The sequence below is a fragment of the Pseudomonas sp. 5P_5.1_Bac1 genome (assembly GCF_025466015.1).
Taxonomy (GTDB): domain Bacteria; phylum Pseudomonadota; class Gammaproteobacteria; order Pseudomonadales; family Pseudomonadaceae; genus Aquipseudomonas.
Genome location: NZ_JANLNX010000014.1, coordinates 31,293 through 48,854, shown reverse-complemented (window position 1 = coordinate 48,854; position 17,562 = coordinate 31,293). Strand labels below are relative to the sequence as shown.

The following is a 17,562-nucleotide window of genomic DNA, read 5'->3' as shown; positions in this document are numbered from 1 at the left end:
GTTTCGGAATTGTCGCTCAACCCGGTCGGAAAACCGAACAATTTGTTACAAGCGTTCGGCTTTCCGAAACTGAAGCCGAGTTCCAACCCCGCAAAGAGCCATCCGAAGGCCAGTTCCGCGAAGAACAGCCGACCCTCGAAAACACTCTTGAATTTATTTTCACCACTGCGCAGCAAACATGGCGCGGCGCGGTCACATGCGCTCTTTAACTGACGATCTGTTGCGAAATGCCTTACAGTAAAATACTGTATGCGCATACAGCAAAAACAAGGGAAACACTTTCGTGGCCACCTCATCCTCAGCATCCATGTCTGTCAGCAGCTATGAGCAACTGGGCGTCCGGATCCAGAAAATCATCAACGCACCTACCGCGCAGCGCGCCAGGGCCGCACTGATCTTCCGCCTCGAACATGAATCGACCTCCGACTGGGAAACCCTGCTCGAAGAAATTGCCGAGAACGACAACGTTACCCTCGCCCACCGTGATGACGGCGGTGTGCAGTTGTTCTGGACTGTGCCGAAGGAAGACTGACCCGGATGAGATTCACTGTATTGGCAGCTACCTGCCTGTTGTTCAGTATCAGCGCCCAAGCCGACGCACCACGCACCTTTACCGAAGCCAAGAAAGTCGCCTGGCGCCTGTATGCGCCGCAGTCCACCGAGTTCTATTGCGGCTGCAAGTACACCGGCAACAAAGTCGACCTGGCCGGCTGTGGTTATGTACCGCGCAAGAACGCCAACCGGGCATCACGCATTGAATGGGAACATATCGTTCCGGCCTGGCAGATCGGCCATCAGCGCCAATGCTGGCAGGATGGCGGGCGCAAGAATTGCTCACGCAACGATACGGTCTATCAGCGCGCCGAGGCCGACCTGCATAACCTGGTGCCGAGCATCGGCGAGGTGAATGGCGACCGCAGCAACTTCAGCTTCGGCTGGCTGCCGGAGCAGGCCGGGCAATATGGCTCATGCCTGACCCAGGTCGATTTCAAAGCGAAAAAGGTCATGCCGCGGCCTTCCATTCGCGGAATGATCGCGCGTACTTATTTCTACATGAGCAAGCAGTACAACCTGCGCCTTTCCAAGCAGGACCGGCAGTTGTATGAAGCCTGGAACAAGACCTACCCCGCCCAGGCCTGGGAGCTTCAGCGCAACCAGCGCGTGGCCTGCGTGATGGGCCGCGGCAACGAGTTCGTCGGCCCGGTGAACCTCAAGGCCTGCGGCTGAAACTCAGTTCAGCGCCTGCAGGTAGGCGCTGGCCTGCTGGTAACGCTGCAAACGAGCGATGTCGGCGGGGCCAGGGATGGCAATCCGCGAGGCATCGCTCTCGTCGGCCAGGTCCGCCAGCTTCACCGTCCGCGCCAGCGGATCGGAGCCGACCCTGACGACGAAATCTTCATAGCTTTCGTCGCTACGCTGGCTAAGGGCCTGGACCGCCGCAAGGATCTTCAGGGCGAAGCCCTCGCGCGCCAGATCCGACAGGGTCATGGGCGACTCCTGCAGGACTTCGTGCAGCACCGCGACGATCCGCTGTTCAGTGGTCGATACCCGCAGCATCACCCGCAATGGATGCAGGATGTATGCGGCGCCCCCTTTATCCCAATGCCCTTCATGGGCCCGGGCTGCAACCGTAATGGCTCGCTCCAGCGTGGACATGGCCCCCTCCTCACCGTTGCTGCATTCGTCGATGGAACCCCTCTTCCAGAGCATAGCCCGACAAACGCGCAAGTACCGGTCGCAGAGCGCCGCAATAGCGATTCAGCGAGGAGCGTCGTGCTGGATGACCACCGAATCGGTACCCAGGCGTGCCATGACATCGTTTTTGCTGGCTTCAGCCTCGGCCTTGTCTGCGAAAGGCCCCAACAGCACCACTGGCTTGCCGTCGCGGTAGACCACCGAGGAAGGAATGCCCTTCTCGATCAGGCGCGCGGTCATGTCGCTGAGCGCACCCATGTTCGGGCCCTGAATGATTTCCACGTCCCAGCCTTGCGGAGCAGGTTCGGCGGCCAGGGCATCGGCACGGCGCTGAAGGTCGGCGCCGCCGCAGATCTCACGAATACGCAGGTCGCTGCCGGTTTCGTCAATGATGATGCGGTAGTCCGTGCCTTCCTTGATCGCCACATAACTGCGATACGGCAGGAAGGTACCGGTGTCGTCCTTGCCGCGGAACTGGCCACAGATATCGCCCTGCTTGTTGAAGCGCACGTTGGCGAACTTGGCCGTCTTGGGGTTCTGCAGGTGCTCGGCGACCTGCTTGTGCACTCGCTCGGCATCGTTGTCACAACCGGCCAGGGCCAGCACCGCCATTACCATCGCCACTTTGCGCACGCGTCTACCTCCTGAATTCAAGCGGCGGATTCTAGCATCTGGCCGTTGCCAGGGTCCGCTACTCCTTGACGCAGTCCACGGTGTAGACGTGACCCTCTTCCTGTTGCTGCAAGCCGTGCACATCGGCAACGAAGCCGGGAAAACCGCTGTCGAACGCCCGGGCAAAGGCCAGATAGTCGATGATCGAGCGGGTTTCTTCGGTGAAACGCTCGCCCGGCATGATCAGCGGAATGCCCGGCGGATAAGGCACCAGCATCACCGCAGCAATACGCCCTAACAATTGATCGATGGGCACCGCCTCGACGTCTCCGCGAACCAGCTTGTCGTAGGCGTCGGCGGGCTTCATCGCCACCTCCGGCAGACGGGTGTAGAGGCGCTTGAGCTGTTTGGCGGTGGCGTTGCTGCGGTAGCAGGCGTGCAGTTGATCGCAGAGGTCACGCAGGCCCATGCCGCGGTAGCGCTGCGTATCCTGAGCGGCGACACAGGGCAGGCTTTGCAGCAGGTCGGTGTTGGCGTCGTAGTTGCGCTTGAACTCCAGCAGCTCAGTGAGCAGCGTGCTCCACTTGCCCTTGGTGATGCCCATCGAGAACAGCACCAGAAAGGAATACAGCCCGGTCTTCTCCACCACCAACCCACGCTCCCAGAGAAACTTGCTGACCACCGCAGCGGGAATACCCTGGCGATCAAGGCTGCCGCCCGCATCCAGGCCAGGCATGACCAGCGTTACCTTGATCGGATCGAGCAGCACATAGTCCTCGCTGACGTCGCCAAACCCGTGCCACTGCGCCTGGGGTTCGAGCAACCAGTCCTCGGTGGCGATGCGGTGAATCCCCTCGACCCGCGGCGGCTGCCAGACACTGAACCACCAATCCTGCACATCAATGTGCTCACGCAGGTTGGCCAGGGCCCGACGAAAACTCAGCGCCTCGTCGAACATTTCCTGAAGCAGCGAACGGCCCGCCGGGCCCTCCATCATTGCCGAGGACACATCCAGCGAGGCGAGGATGCTGTATTGCGGCGAGGTAGAGATATGCATCATGAACGCTTCGTTGAAGCGATCACGATCCAGTTGCCGGCTGCCGCCGTTCTGCACATGGATCATCGACGCCTGGCTGAAAGCCGCCAGCAGCTTGTGGGTTGAGTGGGTGCTGAACACCAGCGGGCTGTCAGCGCCGCGCGATGTGCCCATGGCGTAGCGCCCGGCAAAGAATTCATGGAAGGCCGCATAGGCGTACCAGGCCTCGTCGAAGTGCAGCACATCAACGCTGTTGCCAAGCGTCTGCTTGATCAGTTCGGCGTTGTAGCACAGGCCGTCATAGGTGGAGTTGGTCACCACCGCCATCTTCACCCGCGGCTCGCGCCCACGGGCCAGCGGGTTGGCGAGAATCTTCGCGCGGATCGACTCGGCGCTGAACTCGCTGAGCGGAATCGGCCCGATGATGCCCAGTTCATTGCGCTCCGGGCACAAGTACAACGGAATGGCGCCGGTCATGATGATCGCGTGCAACACCGACTTGTGGCAGTTGCGGTCCACCAGCACCAGATCGTCGCGACCGACCATGGAATGCCAGACGATTTTGTTCGCGGTCGAGGTGCCGTTGATCACGAAGAAGGTATGGTCGGCGCCGAAATTGCGTGCCGCGCGGGCCTCCGCTTCCGCCAAGGGGCCGGTGTGATCCAGCAGGGAACCCAGCTCCGGCACCGATACCGAGAGGTCCGAGCGCAGGGTATTTTCCCCAAAGAACTGATGAAACGCCTGCCCCACCGGACTCTTGCGGTAAGCCACCCCGCCACCGTGCCCCGGGGTATGCCAGGAATAGTTGGACTGGGCAGTGTGTTGCACCAGCGCCTTGAAAAACGGCGGCAGCAGACCGTCCAGGTAATTGTGTGCCGCCCGCGCGACCTGGCGGGCGAGAAAGGGCACGGTGTCTTCGAACAAGTAGAGAATGCCGCGCAACTGGTTCAGTTCGCTCATGGCATCGGCCGGGGCATTTTCCAGGGTGACCTGCTCACCGAGGGCGAAAATCGGCAAATGCGGCGCACGTGAGCGCGCCAGGCGGATCAGCTCGACCATGTTCTGCAGCAGGTGGGTGTTTTCGCCTGCCCCTTCGGCGGCGATCAGCATGCAAGCGAGGCCATGATGAGTCGCGGCAACCAGCCGGCCTTCGGCGTAATCGGTAGCGCTGAGGATAGTGAAACCGTCTTGCGCGAGTTCTTGAGCGATGCCGCGCACGCGGTCGCCGGCCACGGTGTCGGCCTTGATGTCACGATGAACGATAAGAACGGGGAACTTGAGGTCCTTGTACATGGGCGGCGCTACCTTCTTCCTGCGACAGGCCCCGTGGGCCGTTCATCTCAGGGTAGAAGGTTGCCGCCATGGCGCGCGGAAAATGCCTCAGTTGGCCTCGGCCAGTTGCTGCCAGAGGGCGGGGCCGCCCGCTGACTTAGCGACGGCGCCAAGACGCGCCATGTGGCCTTCCAGCTCAGCGGCGCTGGCGCGGATGATTCGTCCCGCCTGGCGTGTGGCCGGCAAACGGCGAATCTCGCTGCCCTGGTCAGACCCGCCCTCGCCTTCACCATCGTGGCCCGCCAGCGAAAGGCTGGTCTGGCCACCGGTCATGGTCAGGAAGACATCGGCGAGCAACTCGGAGTCGAGCAACGCGCCGTGCAGTTCACGGCCCGAGTTGTCGACGCCGTAGCGTTTGCAAAGCGCGTCGAGGCTGTTGCGCTGGCCCGGGTGGCGACCACGCGCCATCACCAGGGTGTCGAGGATTTCGCAATGCTGGGAAATGTCGGCGCGGTCTTGCTGGCCGAGCAGGGCGAATTCGTTGTTGATGAAGCCAACGTCGAACGCCGCGTTGTGGATGATCAGCCGCGCACCCTGGATGAACTCGAAGAATTCGTCGGCGACTTCGGCGAAGCGCGGCTTGTCCTTGAGGAATTCGTCGGTGATGCCGTGGACGCCGATGGCGCCCTCGTCGCTGTCACGGTCCGCCTGCAGGTAAACGTGGAAGTGACGCCCGGTCAGCCGTCGGCCAACCAGTTCGACGCAGCCGATCTCGATGATCCGGTGACCGTCGGTGACCGGCATACCGGTGGTCTCGGTATCGAGGACGACCGACCTGTTGTTTTGCAAATCCACGTCGGTGATCTCCTGCCGTGTTGCTCAAAGCGGCGAATCTTACCCCACCTTCGCCGTCGCGTCCCGGATTCATCGGCGGCGCTTGTCAGCGAACGCCGCGTACCTCGTCAACGCCGCGGTTGGCCAACTGATCGGCACGCTCGTTGCCGTGATGGCCGATATGCCCGCGAACCCATTGCCACGTGACCTTATGCCGGTTGACCTGCTCATCGAGAAGCTTCCAGAGGTCGGCGTTCTTCACCGGCTCCTTGGCGGCGGTCTTCCAGCCGCGCTTCTTCCAGTTGGTCATCCACTCGGTGATGCCCTTCATGACGTACTGCGAGTCGGTTACCAGCCGCACCTCGCATTCACGATTCAATGCCTCCAGGCCCTTGATCGCCGCCATCAACTCCATGCGGTTGTTGGTGGTGTCGCGCTCGCCACCCCAGAGCTCTTTCTCGACGCCCTTGCAAACCATCAGGACGCCCCAGCCGCCAGGGCCAGGATTGCCCTTGCAGGCGCCATCGGTGTAGATCTCGACGCTATCGCTCATGTACAGCCTTATTCATCGTTGAAGGTTCTGCCTTCGGGGTGGGGAGACTGGCGGTTGACCTTGGCCAGCGGCAGCGGCAGCAGCTTGCCCATCGGTTCGCGACGCGCCTGGCGCAGGGGCCGCAGGCCGACCACCATCTTGCGCGCCACGAGCAGATAGACCCCGCCACCGGCACTCTGCCAGCGCCCGGCAACGCGCTCCCACCCCGCCAACCGGGTTTGCCAGGCCGGCGAAGCAAGCGGCGGACGATAGCACCCGAAACGGCGTTTCTCCAGCGCGAAACCCAGCAGGTTAAGCCAGTCGCCGACCCGCGAAGGCGAGATGCAGCGCGCCTTGCGCAACGCATCATGAGCGAACACCCGGCGCATGCCCCAACTGCTCCAGGGATTGATCCCGACGATCAGCAAGTGACCGCCAGGACGCACGCTGCTCGCCGCTTCACGCAGCAGGCCGTGGGGCGACAGACAGAAATCCAGCCCGTGCTGCAACACGACAACATCGGCGGCATGCTCGCTGAGCGGCCAGGCCTGCTCCTCACAGACGATCTCCACTCCGGGCAACGGCGCGCCGAGACGGACATTACGCTGCACCTGCGGCGCAGTCGGCGGCGGCTCGGCACTGGGCCCGTAATGCACCAGGTAGCCACCGAAATAGCGCCCCAGTTCTTCCTCCAGCAGACGTTGCTCCTCCTTGAGCATCAGTTGCCCCAAGGGCCCGGCGAACCAGTCACGGGCTTGGCTGATCAGTTCGAGCCACTCCGGATCGGCCTGGGCGAAGGCTTGATCGGTCATTGCAATCTCCCTGGAAGGTTCTCGACAGAGCACATAGCTACTAAGATGCACCCTTGTCCCACGTTTGGCGAATCGCTCGATGATACAGATAGAAGCCTTGCCCGCTTTCAGCGACAACTACATCTGGTTGTTGCAGGATCCCGCCAGTCGTCGCTGCGCGGTGGTCGACCCGGGCGACGCGGCACCCGTGCTGGCCTGGCTGGAAAGCCACCCGGACTGGCGCCTCGAGGACATCCTCATCACCCACCATCACCATGACCATGTCGGCGGTGTCGAAGCGCTGAAGGCCGCCACTGGCGCGCGGGTCTGCGGCCCGGCCCACGAGCAAATCCCGGCCCGCGACGTGGCCCTGGAGGACAATGCCGAGGTCCAGGTGCTGGGCGTGGACTTCCAGGTATTCGCGGTACCCGGCCACACCCTCGGACACATTGCCTATTTCACCGAGCGCACGCCAACGCCCCTTCTGTTCAGCGGCGACACGCTATTCGCCGCCGGCTGCGGCCGGATGTTCGAAGGCACGCCGGTGCAAATGCACGGCTCGCTGCAACGGCTGGCGGCGCTGCCTGAGGCGACCCTCGTCTTCTGCGCTCATGAATACACCTTGAGCAACCTGCGCTTCGCTCGCGCCGTTGAGCCGGAAAACCCGCATGTTGCCCAGCGATTCGAGGAAGTTACCCGCTTGCGTGCGGAAAATCGCATCACGTTGCCATCAACCATCGCGCTGGAAAGGCTCACCAACCCCTTTTTACGCACCGGGGAAACATCCGTTAAAGAAAAAGCAGACGAACGGACAGGGGCTATAAACCCTACGCCAAGTGCTGTTTTTGCTGGCTTGCGGGCCTGGAAGGATACGTTCTAAGGATTGCCGCTTGATGACCGTGCAGTTCTGAAAGGTTGACCGAGTGTGGGGCGCTTTCTAGAATCGCCCGACATTTTCGCCCGGAACTTTATCCCAGCCAATGTCGTCCACTTGCCGCAGAACCTTCAAATCCGTCGCCCTGACGCGCCTGGCACAGGCCATCGCGCTCGGCCTGTCAGCCACTCTCGTGGGCTGCCAGAGCACCAGTCAAATGGGCGACGCCGAAAGCGTTCGCATGCACGTCCAGCCTCGTATCAAGCAGAAGCCTGTGTTCGTCCAGGCCAAGCCGGTCGAGCAGGCGCCGCAGGACGTCTGGGAGCGCATTCGCCAGGGCTTCCAGTTGCAGGACGACATCAACGTCAACCCGCGTATCGAGCAGCAGCGCCTGTGGTTCGCCAGCAACCCGACCTTCCTCGAAACCGCGGGTGATCGCGGCAGCCTGTACATCCACTACATCGTCGAACGCCTCGAAGAGCGCGACATGCCGCTGGAACTGGCACTGCTGCCGGCCATCGAGAGCGCCTACAACCCCATGGCCTACTCTCGCGCCCACGCCGTCGGGCTGTGGCAGTTCATCCCGTCCACCGGCCGCCACTACAACCTGCGTCAAACCAACTTCTACGACGGCCGTCGCGACATCACCGCGTCGACCAACGCCGCCCTCGACTACCTGGGCCGCCTGCACGACATGTTCAACGGTGACTGGCTGCTGGCCCTGGCGGCCTACAACGCGGGTGAAGGCACCGTCAGCCGGGCCATCGAGCGCAACGAGCGCCTCGGCCTGCCCACCGACTACTGGAACCTGCCCCTGCCTCAGGAAACCCGCGACTACGTGCCCAAGCTGCTGGCCCTGTCGCAAGTGGTCCTGACCCCGCAGGCCTACGGAGTGAACCTCAACCCGATCGCCAACGAACCCTATTTCGAAGCCGTCGCGATCAAGGACCGTGTTGACCTGTCCCGGGTCGCGGCCCTGGCCGAGATCGACGAAGACGAACTGTTCCAGCTCAACCCGGCCTTCAAGAAGCGCATGACCGTGGACGGTCCGCAGCAACTGCTGGTGCCCACTGCCAAGGCGCAGTTGCTCACCACCAGCCTGTCGAACATGAGACCCGAAGAACTGCTCACCCTGCGGCCGAAATCCGCAGTGTTCGAAGCCGCCCTGGCGGAAGCCTCGGCACCGGCCCGCAGCACCCGCTACCGGGTCAAGCGCGGCGACAGCCTGGGCAGCATCGCCAAGGCCAACCGCGTCAGCGTCAACGACCTGCAGCGCTGGAACAAGCTCAGCGGCAACCGCCTCAAGCCCGGCCAGACCCTGGTCATGCAGGGCGCTCAGCCCGCCACCACGGTCGCCTCACTCTCCGCCGCTGATGCGAAAAAACGCGCAACCCAGTACAAGGTTCGCAAGGGTGACTCGCTGTATCTGGTCGCCAAACGCTTCAACGTGGAAATGCAGCACCTCAAGCGTTGGAACCCGCGCAGCGGCCAGGCGCTGAAGCCCGGCCAGACCCTCACTGTCTATCTGCCTCATTAAGTGGAACGCACCGCCATGGAGCGGTGCGTTGACGTCTGGGGATGCGCCCTTTTTCCTGCTGATACAAGCTGTTACTGTAGGGACAATAAAGCCCAAGCCGCCTGGATCGGATCGCCGACTTGATACGTCCCCTCCTGCTGTCACTCAGCCTGGCCTTGAGCTTTCCCGCGGGCGCGACCATCACAGAAAGTCACGGTTACGCCCAGTTCGGCACGCTCAAGTACCCTGCCAGATTCACCCACTTCGACTGGGTCAACCCGCAAGCTCCCAAGGGAGGCACCTTGCGGGCCATGGCATTCGGCACCTTCGATACCCTCAACCCCTACACCTTCAAGGGCAGCAGTCCGGTAACCACGCCGAACTTCCTGCAGTACGGGGTCAGTGAGCTCAACGAAACCCTTATGGTCGGCACCGGCCAGTACGACCCTTCCGGCGATGAGGCGACGTCCAGCTACGGCCTGATCGCCCGCTCGGTGGAGTACAGCGAGGACCGCAGTTGGGTGGTGTTCAACCTGCGCCCCGAAGCCCGTTTTCACGATGGCAGCCCCATCACCGCGGCGGACGTCGCGTTCTCCTACCGCACCCTGCTCAAGGACGGTCACCCGATCTACCGCACCAACCTTCAGGAAGTGCAGCGGGTCGACATTCTCAACCCGCAGCGCATTCGCTTCGTCTTCAAGCGCGCCGGCAACCCCTTGCTGATCCTGCGCCTGGGCGAGATGCCGGTGCTCGCCCAGCACTATTGGAAAGGCCGCGACTTCAAGGCCACTACCTTCGAGCCGCCGCTGGGCAGCGGCCCCTATCGCATCACCCAGGTGCAGCCGGGGCGACGCCTGGTGTTCGAGCGGGTCAAGGACTGGTGGGGCAAGGACCTCGCCGTCAACCGCGGCAAGTACAACTTCGACCGCGTGGAGTACGAGTTCTACCGCGATAGCGATGTGGCCTTCGAAGCCTTCAAGGCCGGCGAATTCGATATCTACATTGAGCACCAGGCGAAAAACTGGGCCAACGGTTACAACTTCCCGGCCGTGCGCCGTGGCGAGGTCATCCAGGCGCAGATCAAGCACCAGATCCCGACCCAGACCCAAGGCCTGTTCATGAACAGCCGCCGCGCCGCCTTCGCCGACCGCCGCGTGCGCCAGGCGCTGGGCCTGATGCTGGATTTCGAATGGACCAACCGCGCGCTGTTCAGCAACGCCTATCGACGCGCCACCAGCTTCTACCCCAACAGCGAATTCAGCGCCGAAGGCCTGCCTGTGGGCAAGGAGTGGCTGCTGCTGGCGCCCTACCGCGACCAGCTTCCCGCCGCACTGCTGACCCAACCCTACAGCGTCAGCCGCACCGACGGCCGAGGCATCGGCCGCGACAACCTGCGCCAGGCCCTGGAGCTACTCGGCCAGGCGGGCTGGAAGCTGTCCGGGCAGCGCCTGCTCAACAGCAACGGCCAACCACTGAAAATTGAAGTCCTGCTGGTCAACCCGAACCTGGAACGCATCCTCCAGCCCTACGTGGAAAACCTCGCCAGCATCGGCATCGACGCACGCCTGCGCACGGTCGACCGCGCCCAGTACAAACAGCGACTGGATCAGTTCGACTTCGACATGATCCTGATGACCCTGACCCAGACCCTCAGCCCGGGCCTGGAACAGTGGCAGTACTTTCACTCCAGCCAGGCGACGACCAAAGGCAGCAAGAACTACGCTGGCGTGAGCAGCCCGGTGGTCGACCACCTGCTCGAAGCCCTGCTCGCCGCCCAGAGCCGCGATGACCAGGTGGCCGCCGCCCGCGCCCTCGACCGCGTACTGCTCTGGCAGCACTACATGATTCCCAACTGGTACCTCGACTATCACCGCCTGGCCTACCGCAACCGGTTCGCCTTCGTCGCCACGCCGCCCTACACCCTCGGGCTGAATAGTTGGTGGCTCACGCCTTCGGAGAACGCCCAATGATGCCAATGCCTCGTCTGCGCCAGTTGCTCGGCGGCCTGCTGCTGGCCAGCCTGAGCCTGTCGACCCTGGCCGCGCCGCAGCACGCCGTGACCCTGTACAACGAAGCGCCGAAGTACCCGGCGAACTTCAAGCATTTCGACTACGTAAACCCCGACGCCCCCAAAGGCGGCACGTTCCGCCAGAACGGCTTTGGCGGCTTCGACAGCCTCAATCCGTTCATCAGCAAGGGCGTCCCGGCAGACAACATCGAGCTGATCTACGACACCCTCGCCCGCGCCAGCCTCGACGAACCCTTCACCGAATACGGACTGGTCGCACGACAGATCGAGAAAGCCCCGGACAACAGTTGGGTACGCTTCTACCTGCGCCCCGAAGCGCGCTTTCACGACGGCAAGCCGATCCGCGCGGAAGATGTCGTGTTCACCTTCAACACCCTGATCAAGAACGGCGCCCCCATGTATCGCGGCTATTACGCCGACGTGGCGGAAGTCGTCGCCGAAGACCCGCTGCGGGTGCTGTTCAAGTTCAAGCACAGCAACAACCGCGAGCTGCCGCTGATCCTCGGCCAACTGCCCGTCCTGCCGAAACACTGGTGGGAAGGCCGTGACTTCACCAAGAGCGGCCTGGAAGTCCCGGTCGGCAGCGGTCCGTACCGTGTCGCCGACGTAAAAGCCGGCCGCACGATCCGCCTTGTGCGCGACAAGGACTACTGGGGCAAGGACCTGCCCATCAACCGCGGCTTCTACAATTTCGACACCATCACCGTCGACTACTTCCGCGACAACACCGTCGCCCTCGAAGCGCTCAAGGCCGGCCAGTTCGACTACTGGTTCGAAACCAGCGCGAAGAACTGGGCCACCGCCTACAACATTCCGGCGGTGCGGGAAAAACGCCTGATCCGCGAAGAAATCCTCAACGGCACTCCGACCGGCATGCAAGGCTTCGTCTTCAACCTGCGCCGCCCGGTATTCCAGGATGTGCGGGTTCGTCAGGCACTGAGCCTGCTGCTCGACTTCGAGTGGACCAACAAGCAACTGTTCAACGGCGCCTACACCCGCACCGGCAGCTACTTCGAGAACTCCGAAATGGCCGCCAGCGGCCTGCCGGGCCCGGAAGAGCTGAAAATCCTTGAGCCGTTGCGTGGGAAAGTCCCCGAACAGGTGTTCAGCGAAGCCTTCAAAAACCCGGTAACCGACGGCAGTGGGATGATCCGCGAACAGCAGCGCCAGGCCTACAAGCTGCTGCAGGAGGCCGGCTGGCGTATCGAGAACGACAAGATGGTCGATGCCCAGGGCAAGCCGCTGACCATCGAATTCCTGTTGGCGCAGACCGAGTTCGAACGGATCCTGCTGCCCTACAAACGCAATCTCGCCGACCTCGGCATCACCCTGAACATCCGCCGGGTCGACGTCGCGGAATACATCAACCGCCTGCGCTCGCGGGACTTCGACATGATCGTCGGCGGCTTCCCGCAGTCCAACTCGCCGGGCAACGAACAGCGTGAGTTCTGGCAGAGCAGCAGCGCCGACAACCCCGGCAGCCGCAACTTCATGGGGCTCAAGGACCCTGCCGTCGACAGCCTGGTGGAGTCGCTGATCAACGCCGACTCGCGGCAGAGCCTGGTGGCCCACACCCGCGCCCTAGATCGCGTGCTGCTGTGGGGCTTCTACGTTGTCCCCAACTGGCACATCAAGACCTGGCGCGTGGCCTACTGGAACCATATCGGCCACCCGGAAACGCCGCCCAAGTACGATATCGGCATCACGACCTGGTGGATCAAGCCAGAGGTGAAGCCGGCCATCCCGGTCACACCGCCGAGTGATGCGGCATCCGCGAACGGGGAGCAGTGACATGCTGGCTTACATCCTGCGGCGCCTGCTGCTGATCATTCCCACCCTGCTCGGCATCCTGATCATAAACTTCGTCATCATCCAGGCCGCACCCGGCGGCCCGGTGGAACAGATGATCGCCAAGCTCGAAGGCTTCGAGGGCGCCACTAGCCGCATCGCCGGCGGCGGTGCGGAAGTCTCGGTTGCCGGCTCCAACTACCGCGGCGCGCAGGGCCTCGACCCGGCCCTGATCCAGGAAATCGAGCGCATGTACGGCTTCGACAAGCCGGCGCCGGAACGCCTGTGGATCATGATCAAGAATTACGCCCGCCTGGACTTCGGCGACAGCTTCTTCCGCGACGCCAAGGTGGTCGACCTGATCGCCGAGAAGATGCCGGTGTCCATTTCCCTCGGGCTGTGGAGCACGCTGATCATGTACCTGGTGTCGATCCCTCTGGGCATCGCCAAGGCCACCCGCCACGGCAGCCACTTCGACGTCTGGACCAGTTCGGCGATCATCGTCGGCTACGCCATTCCCGCGTTCCTGTTCGCCATCCTGCTGATCGTCGTGTTCGCCGGCGGCAGCTACCTGGACTGGTTCCCGCTACGGGGGCTGACGTCGAGCAACTTCGACGAGCTGAGCACCACCGGCAAGATCATCGATTACTTCTGGCACCTGGCACTGCCGGTCACTGCGCTGGTCATCGGCAACTTCGCCACCATGACCCTGCTGACCAAGAACAGCTTCCTCGACGAGATCAACAAGCAGTACGTGGTCACCGCCAAGGCCAAGGGCCTGACGCCGAACCGCGTGCTCTATGGCCATGTGTTCCGCAACGCCATGCTGCTGGTGATCGCCGGCTTCCCTTCGGCCTTCATCGGCATCTTCTTCACCGGCTCGCTGCTGGTCGAGGTGATCTTCTCCCTCGACGGCCTGGGCCTGATGAGCTTCGAGGCCGCTATCAACCGCGATTACCCGGTGGTGTTCGGCACACTGTTCATCTTCACCCTGCTCGGCCTGGTGGTGAAACTGATCGGCGACCTGACGTACACCCTGGTCGACCCACGTATCGACTTCGAAAGCCGGGAGCAATGAGATGAACCTGTCCCCTCTCAATCGCCGCCGCTTCGAGCGCTTCAAGGCCAACCGCCGCGGCTGGTGGTCACTGTGGCTGTTCCTGATCCTGTTCGGACTGAGCCTCGGCGCCGAGCTGATCGCCAACGACAAACCGCTGGTCGTGCGCTACGACGGCGAGTTCTATTTCCCGGCGTTCAAGCGCTACCCGGAAACCACCTTCGGCGGCGAATTCCCGCTGGAAGCCAACTACAAGAGCCCGTACATCCGCGACCTGCTGGAGAAGAAGCAGAGCTGGGTGCTTTGGGCTCCGATCCCGTTCAGCTACCAGAGCATCAACTACGACCTGAAAGTCCCGGCGCCCGCCCCGCCGTCCGCGCAGAACTGGCTGGGCACCGACGACCAGGGCCGCGATGTGCTGGCGCGAGTGATCTACGGCTTCCGCATCTCGGTGCTGTTCGCCCTGACCCTGACCATTCTCAGCTCCATCATCGGCGTGATTGCCGGTGCATTGCAGGGCTTCTATGGCGGCTGGGTGGACCTAGCCGGGCAGCGCTTCCTGGAAATCTGGTCAGGCCTGCCGGTGCTCTACCTGCTGATCATTCTCGCCAGCTTCGTCCAGCCCAACTTCTGGTGGTTGCTGGGGATCATGCTGCTGTTCTCCTGGATGAGCCTGGTGGACGTGGTCCGCGCCGAGTTCCTGCGCGGACGCAATCTGGAATATGTCCGCGCCGCGCGGGCACTGGGCATGCAGAACGCCGCAATCATGTACCGGCACATCCTGCCGAACGCCATGGTCTCGACCATGACCTTCATGCCCTTCATTCTCACTGGCGCCATTGGCACCCTGACCGCACTGGACTTCCTCGGCTTCGGCCTGCCGGCCGGCTCGCCATCCCTGGGCGAGTTGGTATCCCAGGGCAAGTCCAACCTGCAGGCGCCCTGGCTCGGTATCAGCGCCTTCGCCGTCCTGGCCGTGATGCTCAGCCTGCTGGTATTCATCGGCGAGTCCGCCCGCGATGCCTTCGACCCGAGGAAATGAAATGAACAAGGACACCTTGATCGAAGTACGCGACCTTGCCGTCGAGTTCGTCACCGGCTCGCAGCAGCAACGGGTGGTGGAAAACATCAGCTTCGATATCCGCCGCGGCGAGACCCTTGCCCTGGTCGGCGAAAGCGGCTCGGGCAAGTCGGTCACCGCGCACTCGATCCTGCGCCTGCTGCCCTACCCGCTGGCACGCCACCCCTCCGGGAGCATTCGCTACGAGGGCCAGGACCTGCTGCACCTGGATGAGAAGAAGATGCGCCACATCCGTGGCAACCGCATCGCGATGATCTTCCAGGAACCGATGACCTCGCTGAACCCGCTGCACAACATCGAGAAGCAGATCAACGAAGTGCTCATGCTGCACAAGGGGCTGCGTGGCAAGGAAGCGACCGCGCGGACCCTGGAATTGCTGGAGCTGGTCGGCATTCCCGAGCCGGCCAAGCGCCTCAAGGCCCTGCCCCACGAGCTGTCCGGTGGCCAGCGGCAACGGGTGATGATCGCCATGGCCCTGGCCAACGAGCCGGAACTGCTGATCGCCGATGAGCCGACCACTGCCCTGGACGTCACCGTCCAACTGAAAATCCTCGAATTGCTCAAGCGTTTGCAGGCAAAGCTGGGCATGGCGCTGTTACTGATCAGTCACGATTTGAACCTGGTGAAAAGAATTGCACACCGCGTATGTGTCATGCAGCGCGGTTGCATCGTCGAACAGGCGTCGTGTGACGAACTGTTTCGCGCTCCGCAGCATCCGTATACGCAAATGCTGCTCGGCGCCGAGCCTACCGGCACGCCTGCCGCCAACCCGGTTGGCCCGCCGCTGCTGGAGGTCGAGGACCTGCGCGTCTGGTTCCCGATCAAGAAGGGGTTCCTGCGCAAGACCGTCGATTACGTCAAGGCAGTGGACGGCATCAACTTCAGCCTGCCTCAGGGTCAGACCCTGGGCATCGTGGGCGAAAGTGGTTCCGGCAAGTCTACGCTGGGTCTGGCAATCCTGCGGTTGATCGCCAGCAAGGGCGCCATCCGCTTCGAGGGCCAGGCCTTGGACTGCATGACGCAACAACAGGTGCGGCCGCTGCGGCGGCAGATGCAGGTGGTCTTCCAGGACCCCTTCGGCAGCCTGAGCCCGCGCATGTGCGTGGGTGACATCGTCGGAGAGGGCCTGCGCATTCATCGGATAGGCACGGAGGCGGAACAGGAAGAAGCCATCATGGAGGCACTGAGGGAAGTAGGTCTGGACCCGGAAACCCGGCACCGCTACCCTCACGAGTTTTCCGGAGGCCAGCGACAAAGGATTGCCATTGCCCGTGCACTGGTATTGAAACCGGCGCTGATACTGCTGGACGAGCCCACTTCGGCGCTCGACCGGACCGTTCAGCGCCAGGTGGTGGAACTGCTGCGTGCGCTGCAGACCAAGTACAACCTGACTTACCTGTTCATCAGCCACGATCTGGCGGTGGTCAAGGTGCTGAGCCACCAACTGATGGTGGTCAAGCAGGGTCAGGTGGTGGAACAAGGCCCGGCTGCGGGTATTTTCGCCGAACCACAACATCCCTACACACAGCAGTTGCTGGAGGCCGCTTTCCTGGCTCCCACAGCTGTCGATATAACCTGAATGAGGAACAACACATGGGTTTTCTCGCTGGTAAGCGCGTACTGATCGTCGGTGTCGCAAGCAAGCTGTCCATCGCATCCGGCATCGCTGCCGCCATGCATCGCGAGGGTGCAGAACTCGCCTTCACCTACCAGAACGAAAAGCTCAAGGCCCGCGTCGAAGAGTTCGCCGCTGGTTGGGGCTCCAACCCAGAGCTGTGCTTCCCTTGTGACGTTGCCAACGATGACGACATCGCCAGCGTCTTCGAAGCTCTGAGCAAGAAGTGGGACGGCCTGGACTGCATCGTGCACTCCGTAGGCTTCGCGCCGGGCGACCAGCTCAACGGCGACTTCACCGAAGTCACCACCCGCGAAGGCTTCCGCATCGCCCACGATATCAGCGCCTACAGCTTCGTCGCCCTGGCCAAGGCCGGTCGTGAACTGATGAAAGGCCGCAATGGCAGCCTGCTGACCCTGTCGTACCTGGGCGCCGAGCGCACCATGCCGAACTACAACGTCATGGGCATGGCCAAAGCCAGCCTGGAAGCCGGTGTACGCTACCTGGCCGGCAGCCTCGGCCCGGAAGGCACTCGCGTCAACGCCATTTCCGCCGGCCCGATCCGCACCCTGGCGGCTTCCGGCATCAAGAGCTTCCGCAAAATGCTGGCCGCCAACGAAGCGCAGACCCCACTGCGCCGCAATGTCACCATCGAGGAAGTCGGCAACGCCGGCGCGTTCCTCTGCTCCGACCTGGCGTCGGGTGTCAGCGGTGAAATCATGTACGTGGACGGTGGCTTCAATACCACTGCCATGGGCGACATCTCGGAGTAATTCTCCGGGAACGGAAAAGGCCGCTGATGCGGCCTTTTCTTTTGCCCGTAAATACCC

The 17,562-nt window shown here is 62.6% G+C and carries 16 protein-coding genes; 10 read left to right on the top strand and 6 right to left on the bottom strand.

Features of this window, described 5'->3' with window-relative positions; genetic code table 11:
- The first annotated feature begins 307 nt into the window (after positions 1 to 307).
- Both NTD82_RS02685 and NTD82_RS02680 read left to right on the top strand, forming a co-directional pair.
- Positions 308 to 532 carry a DUF1654 domain-containing protein gene (locus NTD82_RS02685; RefSeq protein WP_095159224.1) on the top strand — a complete coding sequence of 75 codons (225 nt, stop codon included), beginning with the start codon at positions 308 to 310 and terminating at the stop codon, positions 530 to 532.
- Positions 533 to 537: 5 nt separating this feature from the next.
- Entirely contained in the window at positions 538 to 1,227 is a 690-nt protein-coding gene (locus NTD82_RS02680; protein ID WP_095159223.1) for an endonuclease, read from the top strand.
- Positions 1,228 to 1,230: 3 nt separating this feature from the next.
- Here NTD82_RS02680 and NTD82_RS02675 read toward each other — a convergent pair whose 3' ends face one another.
- The 6 genes from NTD82_RS02675 to NTD82_RS02650 form a co-directional block, all read right to left on the bottom strand.
- Complete coding sequence (locus NTD82_RS02675; RefSeq protein ID WP_095159222.1) at positions 1,231 to 1,656, bottom strand: GTP pyrophosphokinase; 426 nt, start codon at positions 1,654 to 1,656, stop codon at positions 1,231 to 1,233.
- 102 nt (positions 1,657 to 1,758) lie between these two features.
- Positions 1,759 to 2,328, bottom strand: coding sequence for an SPOR domain-containing protein (locus tag NTD82_RS02670; protein WP_095159221.1), 570 nt, complete (start codon positions 2,326 to 2,328; stop codon positions 1,759 to 1,761).
- Positions 2,329 to 2,386: 58 nt separating this feature from the next.
- Positions 2,387 to 4,636, bottom strand: coding sequence for an Orn/Lys/Arg decarboxylase N-terminal domain-containing protein (locus tag NTD82_RS02665; protein ID WP_262127646.1), 2,250 nt, complete (start codon positions 4,634 to 4,636; stop codon positions 2,387 to 2,389).
- Positions 4,637 to 4,723: 87 nt separating this feature from the next.
- Positions 4,724 to 5,464: a DNA polymerase III subunit epsilon gene (dnaQ, locus tag NTD82_RS02660; RefSeq protein ID WP_262127669.1), complete on the bottom strand. Its 741-nt coding sequence runs from the start codon at positions 5,462 to 5,464 to the stop codon at positions 4,724 to 4,726.
- A 91-nt stretch (positions 5,465 to 5,555) separates the two neighbouring features.
- On the bottom strand, positions 5,556 to 6,002 hold the full coding sequence (rnhA, locus tag NTD82_RS02655) for a ribonuclease HI (RefSeq protein WP_095159218.1): 447 nt from the start codon (positions 6,000 to 6,002) through the stop codon (positions 5,556 to 5,558).
- Between the two features lie 8 nt (positions 6,003 to 6,010).
- Entirely contained in the window at positions 6,011 to 6,793 is a 783-nt protein-coding gene (locus tag NTD82_RS02650; protein WP_095159217.1) for a class I SAM-dependent methyltransferase, read from the bottom strand.
- Positions 6,794 to 6,872: 79 nt separating this feature from the next.
- Here NTD82_RS02650 and gloB point away from each other — a divergent pair, with 79 nt between their 5' ends.
- The 8 genes from gloB to fabI all read left to right on the top strand — a co-directional run bounded on the left by gloB (position 6,873) and on the right by fabI (position 17,505).
- Positions 6,873 to 7,652, top strand: coding sequence for a hydroxyacylglutathione hydrolase (gene gloB, locus NTD82_RS02645; protein WP_262127668.1), 780 nt, complete (start codon positions 6,873 to 6,875; stop codon positions 7,650 to 7,652).
- 100 nt (positions 7,653 to 7,752) lie between these two features.
- Positions 7,753 to 9,183 carry a transglycosylase SLT domain-containing protein gene (locus tag NTD82_RS02640; protein WP_262127645.1) on the top strand — a complete coding sequence of 477 codons (1,431 nt, stop codon included), beginning with the start codon at positions 7,753 to 7,755 and terminating at the stop codon, positions 9,181 to 9,183.
- 119 nt (positions 9,184 to 9,302) lie between these two features.
- Positions 9,303 to 11,132, top strand: a complete 1,830-nt coding sequence (locus NTD82_RS02635; RefSeq protein ID WP_262127644.1) for an extracellular solute-binding protein — start codon at positions 9,303 to 9,305, stop codon at positions 11,130 to 11,132.
- Positions 11,129 to 12,982: an extracellular solute-binding protein gene (locus tag NTD82_RS02630; protein WP_095159214.1), complete on the top strand. Its 1,854-nt coding sequence runs from the start codon at positions 11,129 to 11,131 to the stop codon at positions 12,980 to 12,982. The genes NTD82_RS02635 and NTD82_RS02630 overlap by 4 nt, the downstream gene beginning before the upstream one ends.
- A 1-nt stretch (position 12,983) precedes the next feature.
- Positions 12,984 to 14,057, top strand: coding sequence for a microcin C ABC transporter permease YejB (locus NTD82_RS02625; RefSeq protein ID WP_095159213.1), 1,074 nt, complete (start codon positions 12,984 to 12,986; stop codon positions 14,055 to 14,057).
- A gap of 1 nt (position 14,058) precedes the next feature.
- Positions 14,059 to 15,078, top strand: coding sequence for an ABC transporter permease (locus NTD82_RS02620; RefSeq protein WP_095159212.1), 1,020 nt, complete (start codon positions 14,059 to 14,061; stop codon positions 15,076 to 15,078).
- A 1-nt stretch (position 15,079) separates the two neighbouring features.
- Positions 15,080 to 16,696, top strand: a complete 1,617-nt coding sequence (locus NTD82_RS02615) for an ABC transporter ATP-binding protein (RefSeq protein ID WP_262127643.1) — start codon at positions 15,080 to 15,082, stop codon at positions 16,694 to 16,696.
- 14 nt (positions 16,697 to 16,710) lie between these two features.
- Positions 16,711 to 17,505, top strand: coding sequence for an enoyl-ACP reductase FabI (gene fabI, locus NTD82_RS02610; RefSeq protein ID WP_095159210.1), 795 nt, complete (start codon positions 16,711 to 16,713; stop codon positions 17,503 to 17,505).
- Positions 17,506 to 17,562: the final 57 nt, after the last annotated feature.

Excerpts from the sequence above, each read along its gene's own strand:
- NTD82_RS02615 (WP_262127643.1), top strand. The coding sequence starts at position 15,080 with ATGAACAAGGACACCTTGATCGAAGTACGCGACCTTGCCGTCGAGTTC.
- NTD82_RS02625 (WP_095159213.1), top strand. The coding sequence starts at position 12,984 with ATGCTGGCTTACATCCTGCGGCGCCTGCTGCTGATCATTCCCACCCTG.
- NTD82_RS02620 (WP_095159212.1), top strand. The coding sequence starts at position 14,059 with ATGAACCTGTCCCCTCTCAATCGCCGCCGCTTCGAGCGCTTCAAGGCC.
- NTD82_RS02650 (WP_095159217.1), bottom strand. The coding sequence starts at position 6,793 with ATGACCGATCAAGCCTTCGCCCAGGCCGATCCGGAGTGGCTCGAACTG.
- NTD82_RS02640 (WP_262127645.1), top strand. The coding sequence starts at position 7,753 with ATGTCGTCCACTTGCCGCAGAACCTTCAAATCCGTCGCCCTGACGCGC.
- gloB (WP_262127668.1), top strand. The coding sequence starts at position 6,873 with ATGATACAGATAGAAGCCTTGCCCGCTTTCAGCGACAACTACATCTGG.
- NTD82_RS02680 (WP_095159223.1), top strand. The coding sequence starts at position 538 with ATGAGATTCACTGTATTGGCAGCTACCTGCCTGTTGTTCAGTATCAGC.
- NTD82_RS02685 (WP_095159224.1), top strand. The coding sequence starts at position 308 with ATGTCTGTCAGCAGCTATGAGCAACTGGGCGTCCGGATCCAGAAAATC.
- NTD82_RS02665 (WP_262127646.1), bottom strand. The coding sequence starts at position 4,636 with ATGTACAAGGACCTCAAGTTCCCCGTTCTTATCGTTCATCGTGACATC.
- rnhA (WP_095159218.1), bottom strand. The coding sequence starts at position 6,002 with ATGAGCGATAGCGTCGAGATCTACACCGATGGCGCCTGCAAGGGCAAT.
- fabI (WP_095159210.1), top strand. The coding sequence starts at position 16,711 with ATGGGTTTTCTCGCTGGTAAGCGCGTACTGATCGTCGGTGTCGCAAGC.
- NTD82_RS02630 (WP_095159214.1), top strand. The coding sequence starts at position 11,129 with ATGATGCCAATGCCTCGTCTGCGCCAGTTGCTCGGCGGCCTGCTGCTG.
- NTD82_RS02675 (WP_095159222.1), bottom strand. The coding sequence starts at position 1,656 with ATGTCCACGCTGGAGCGAGCCATTACGGTTGCAGCCCGGGCCCATGAA.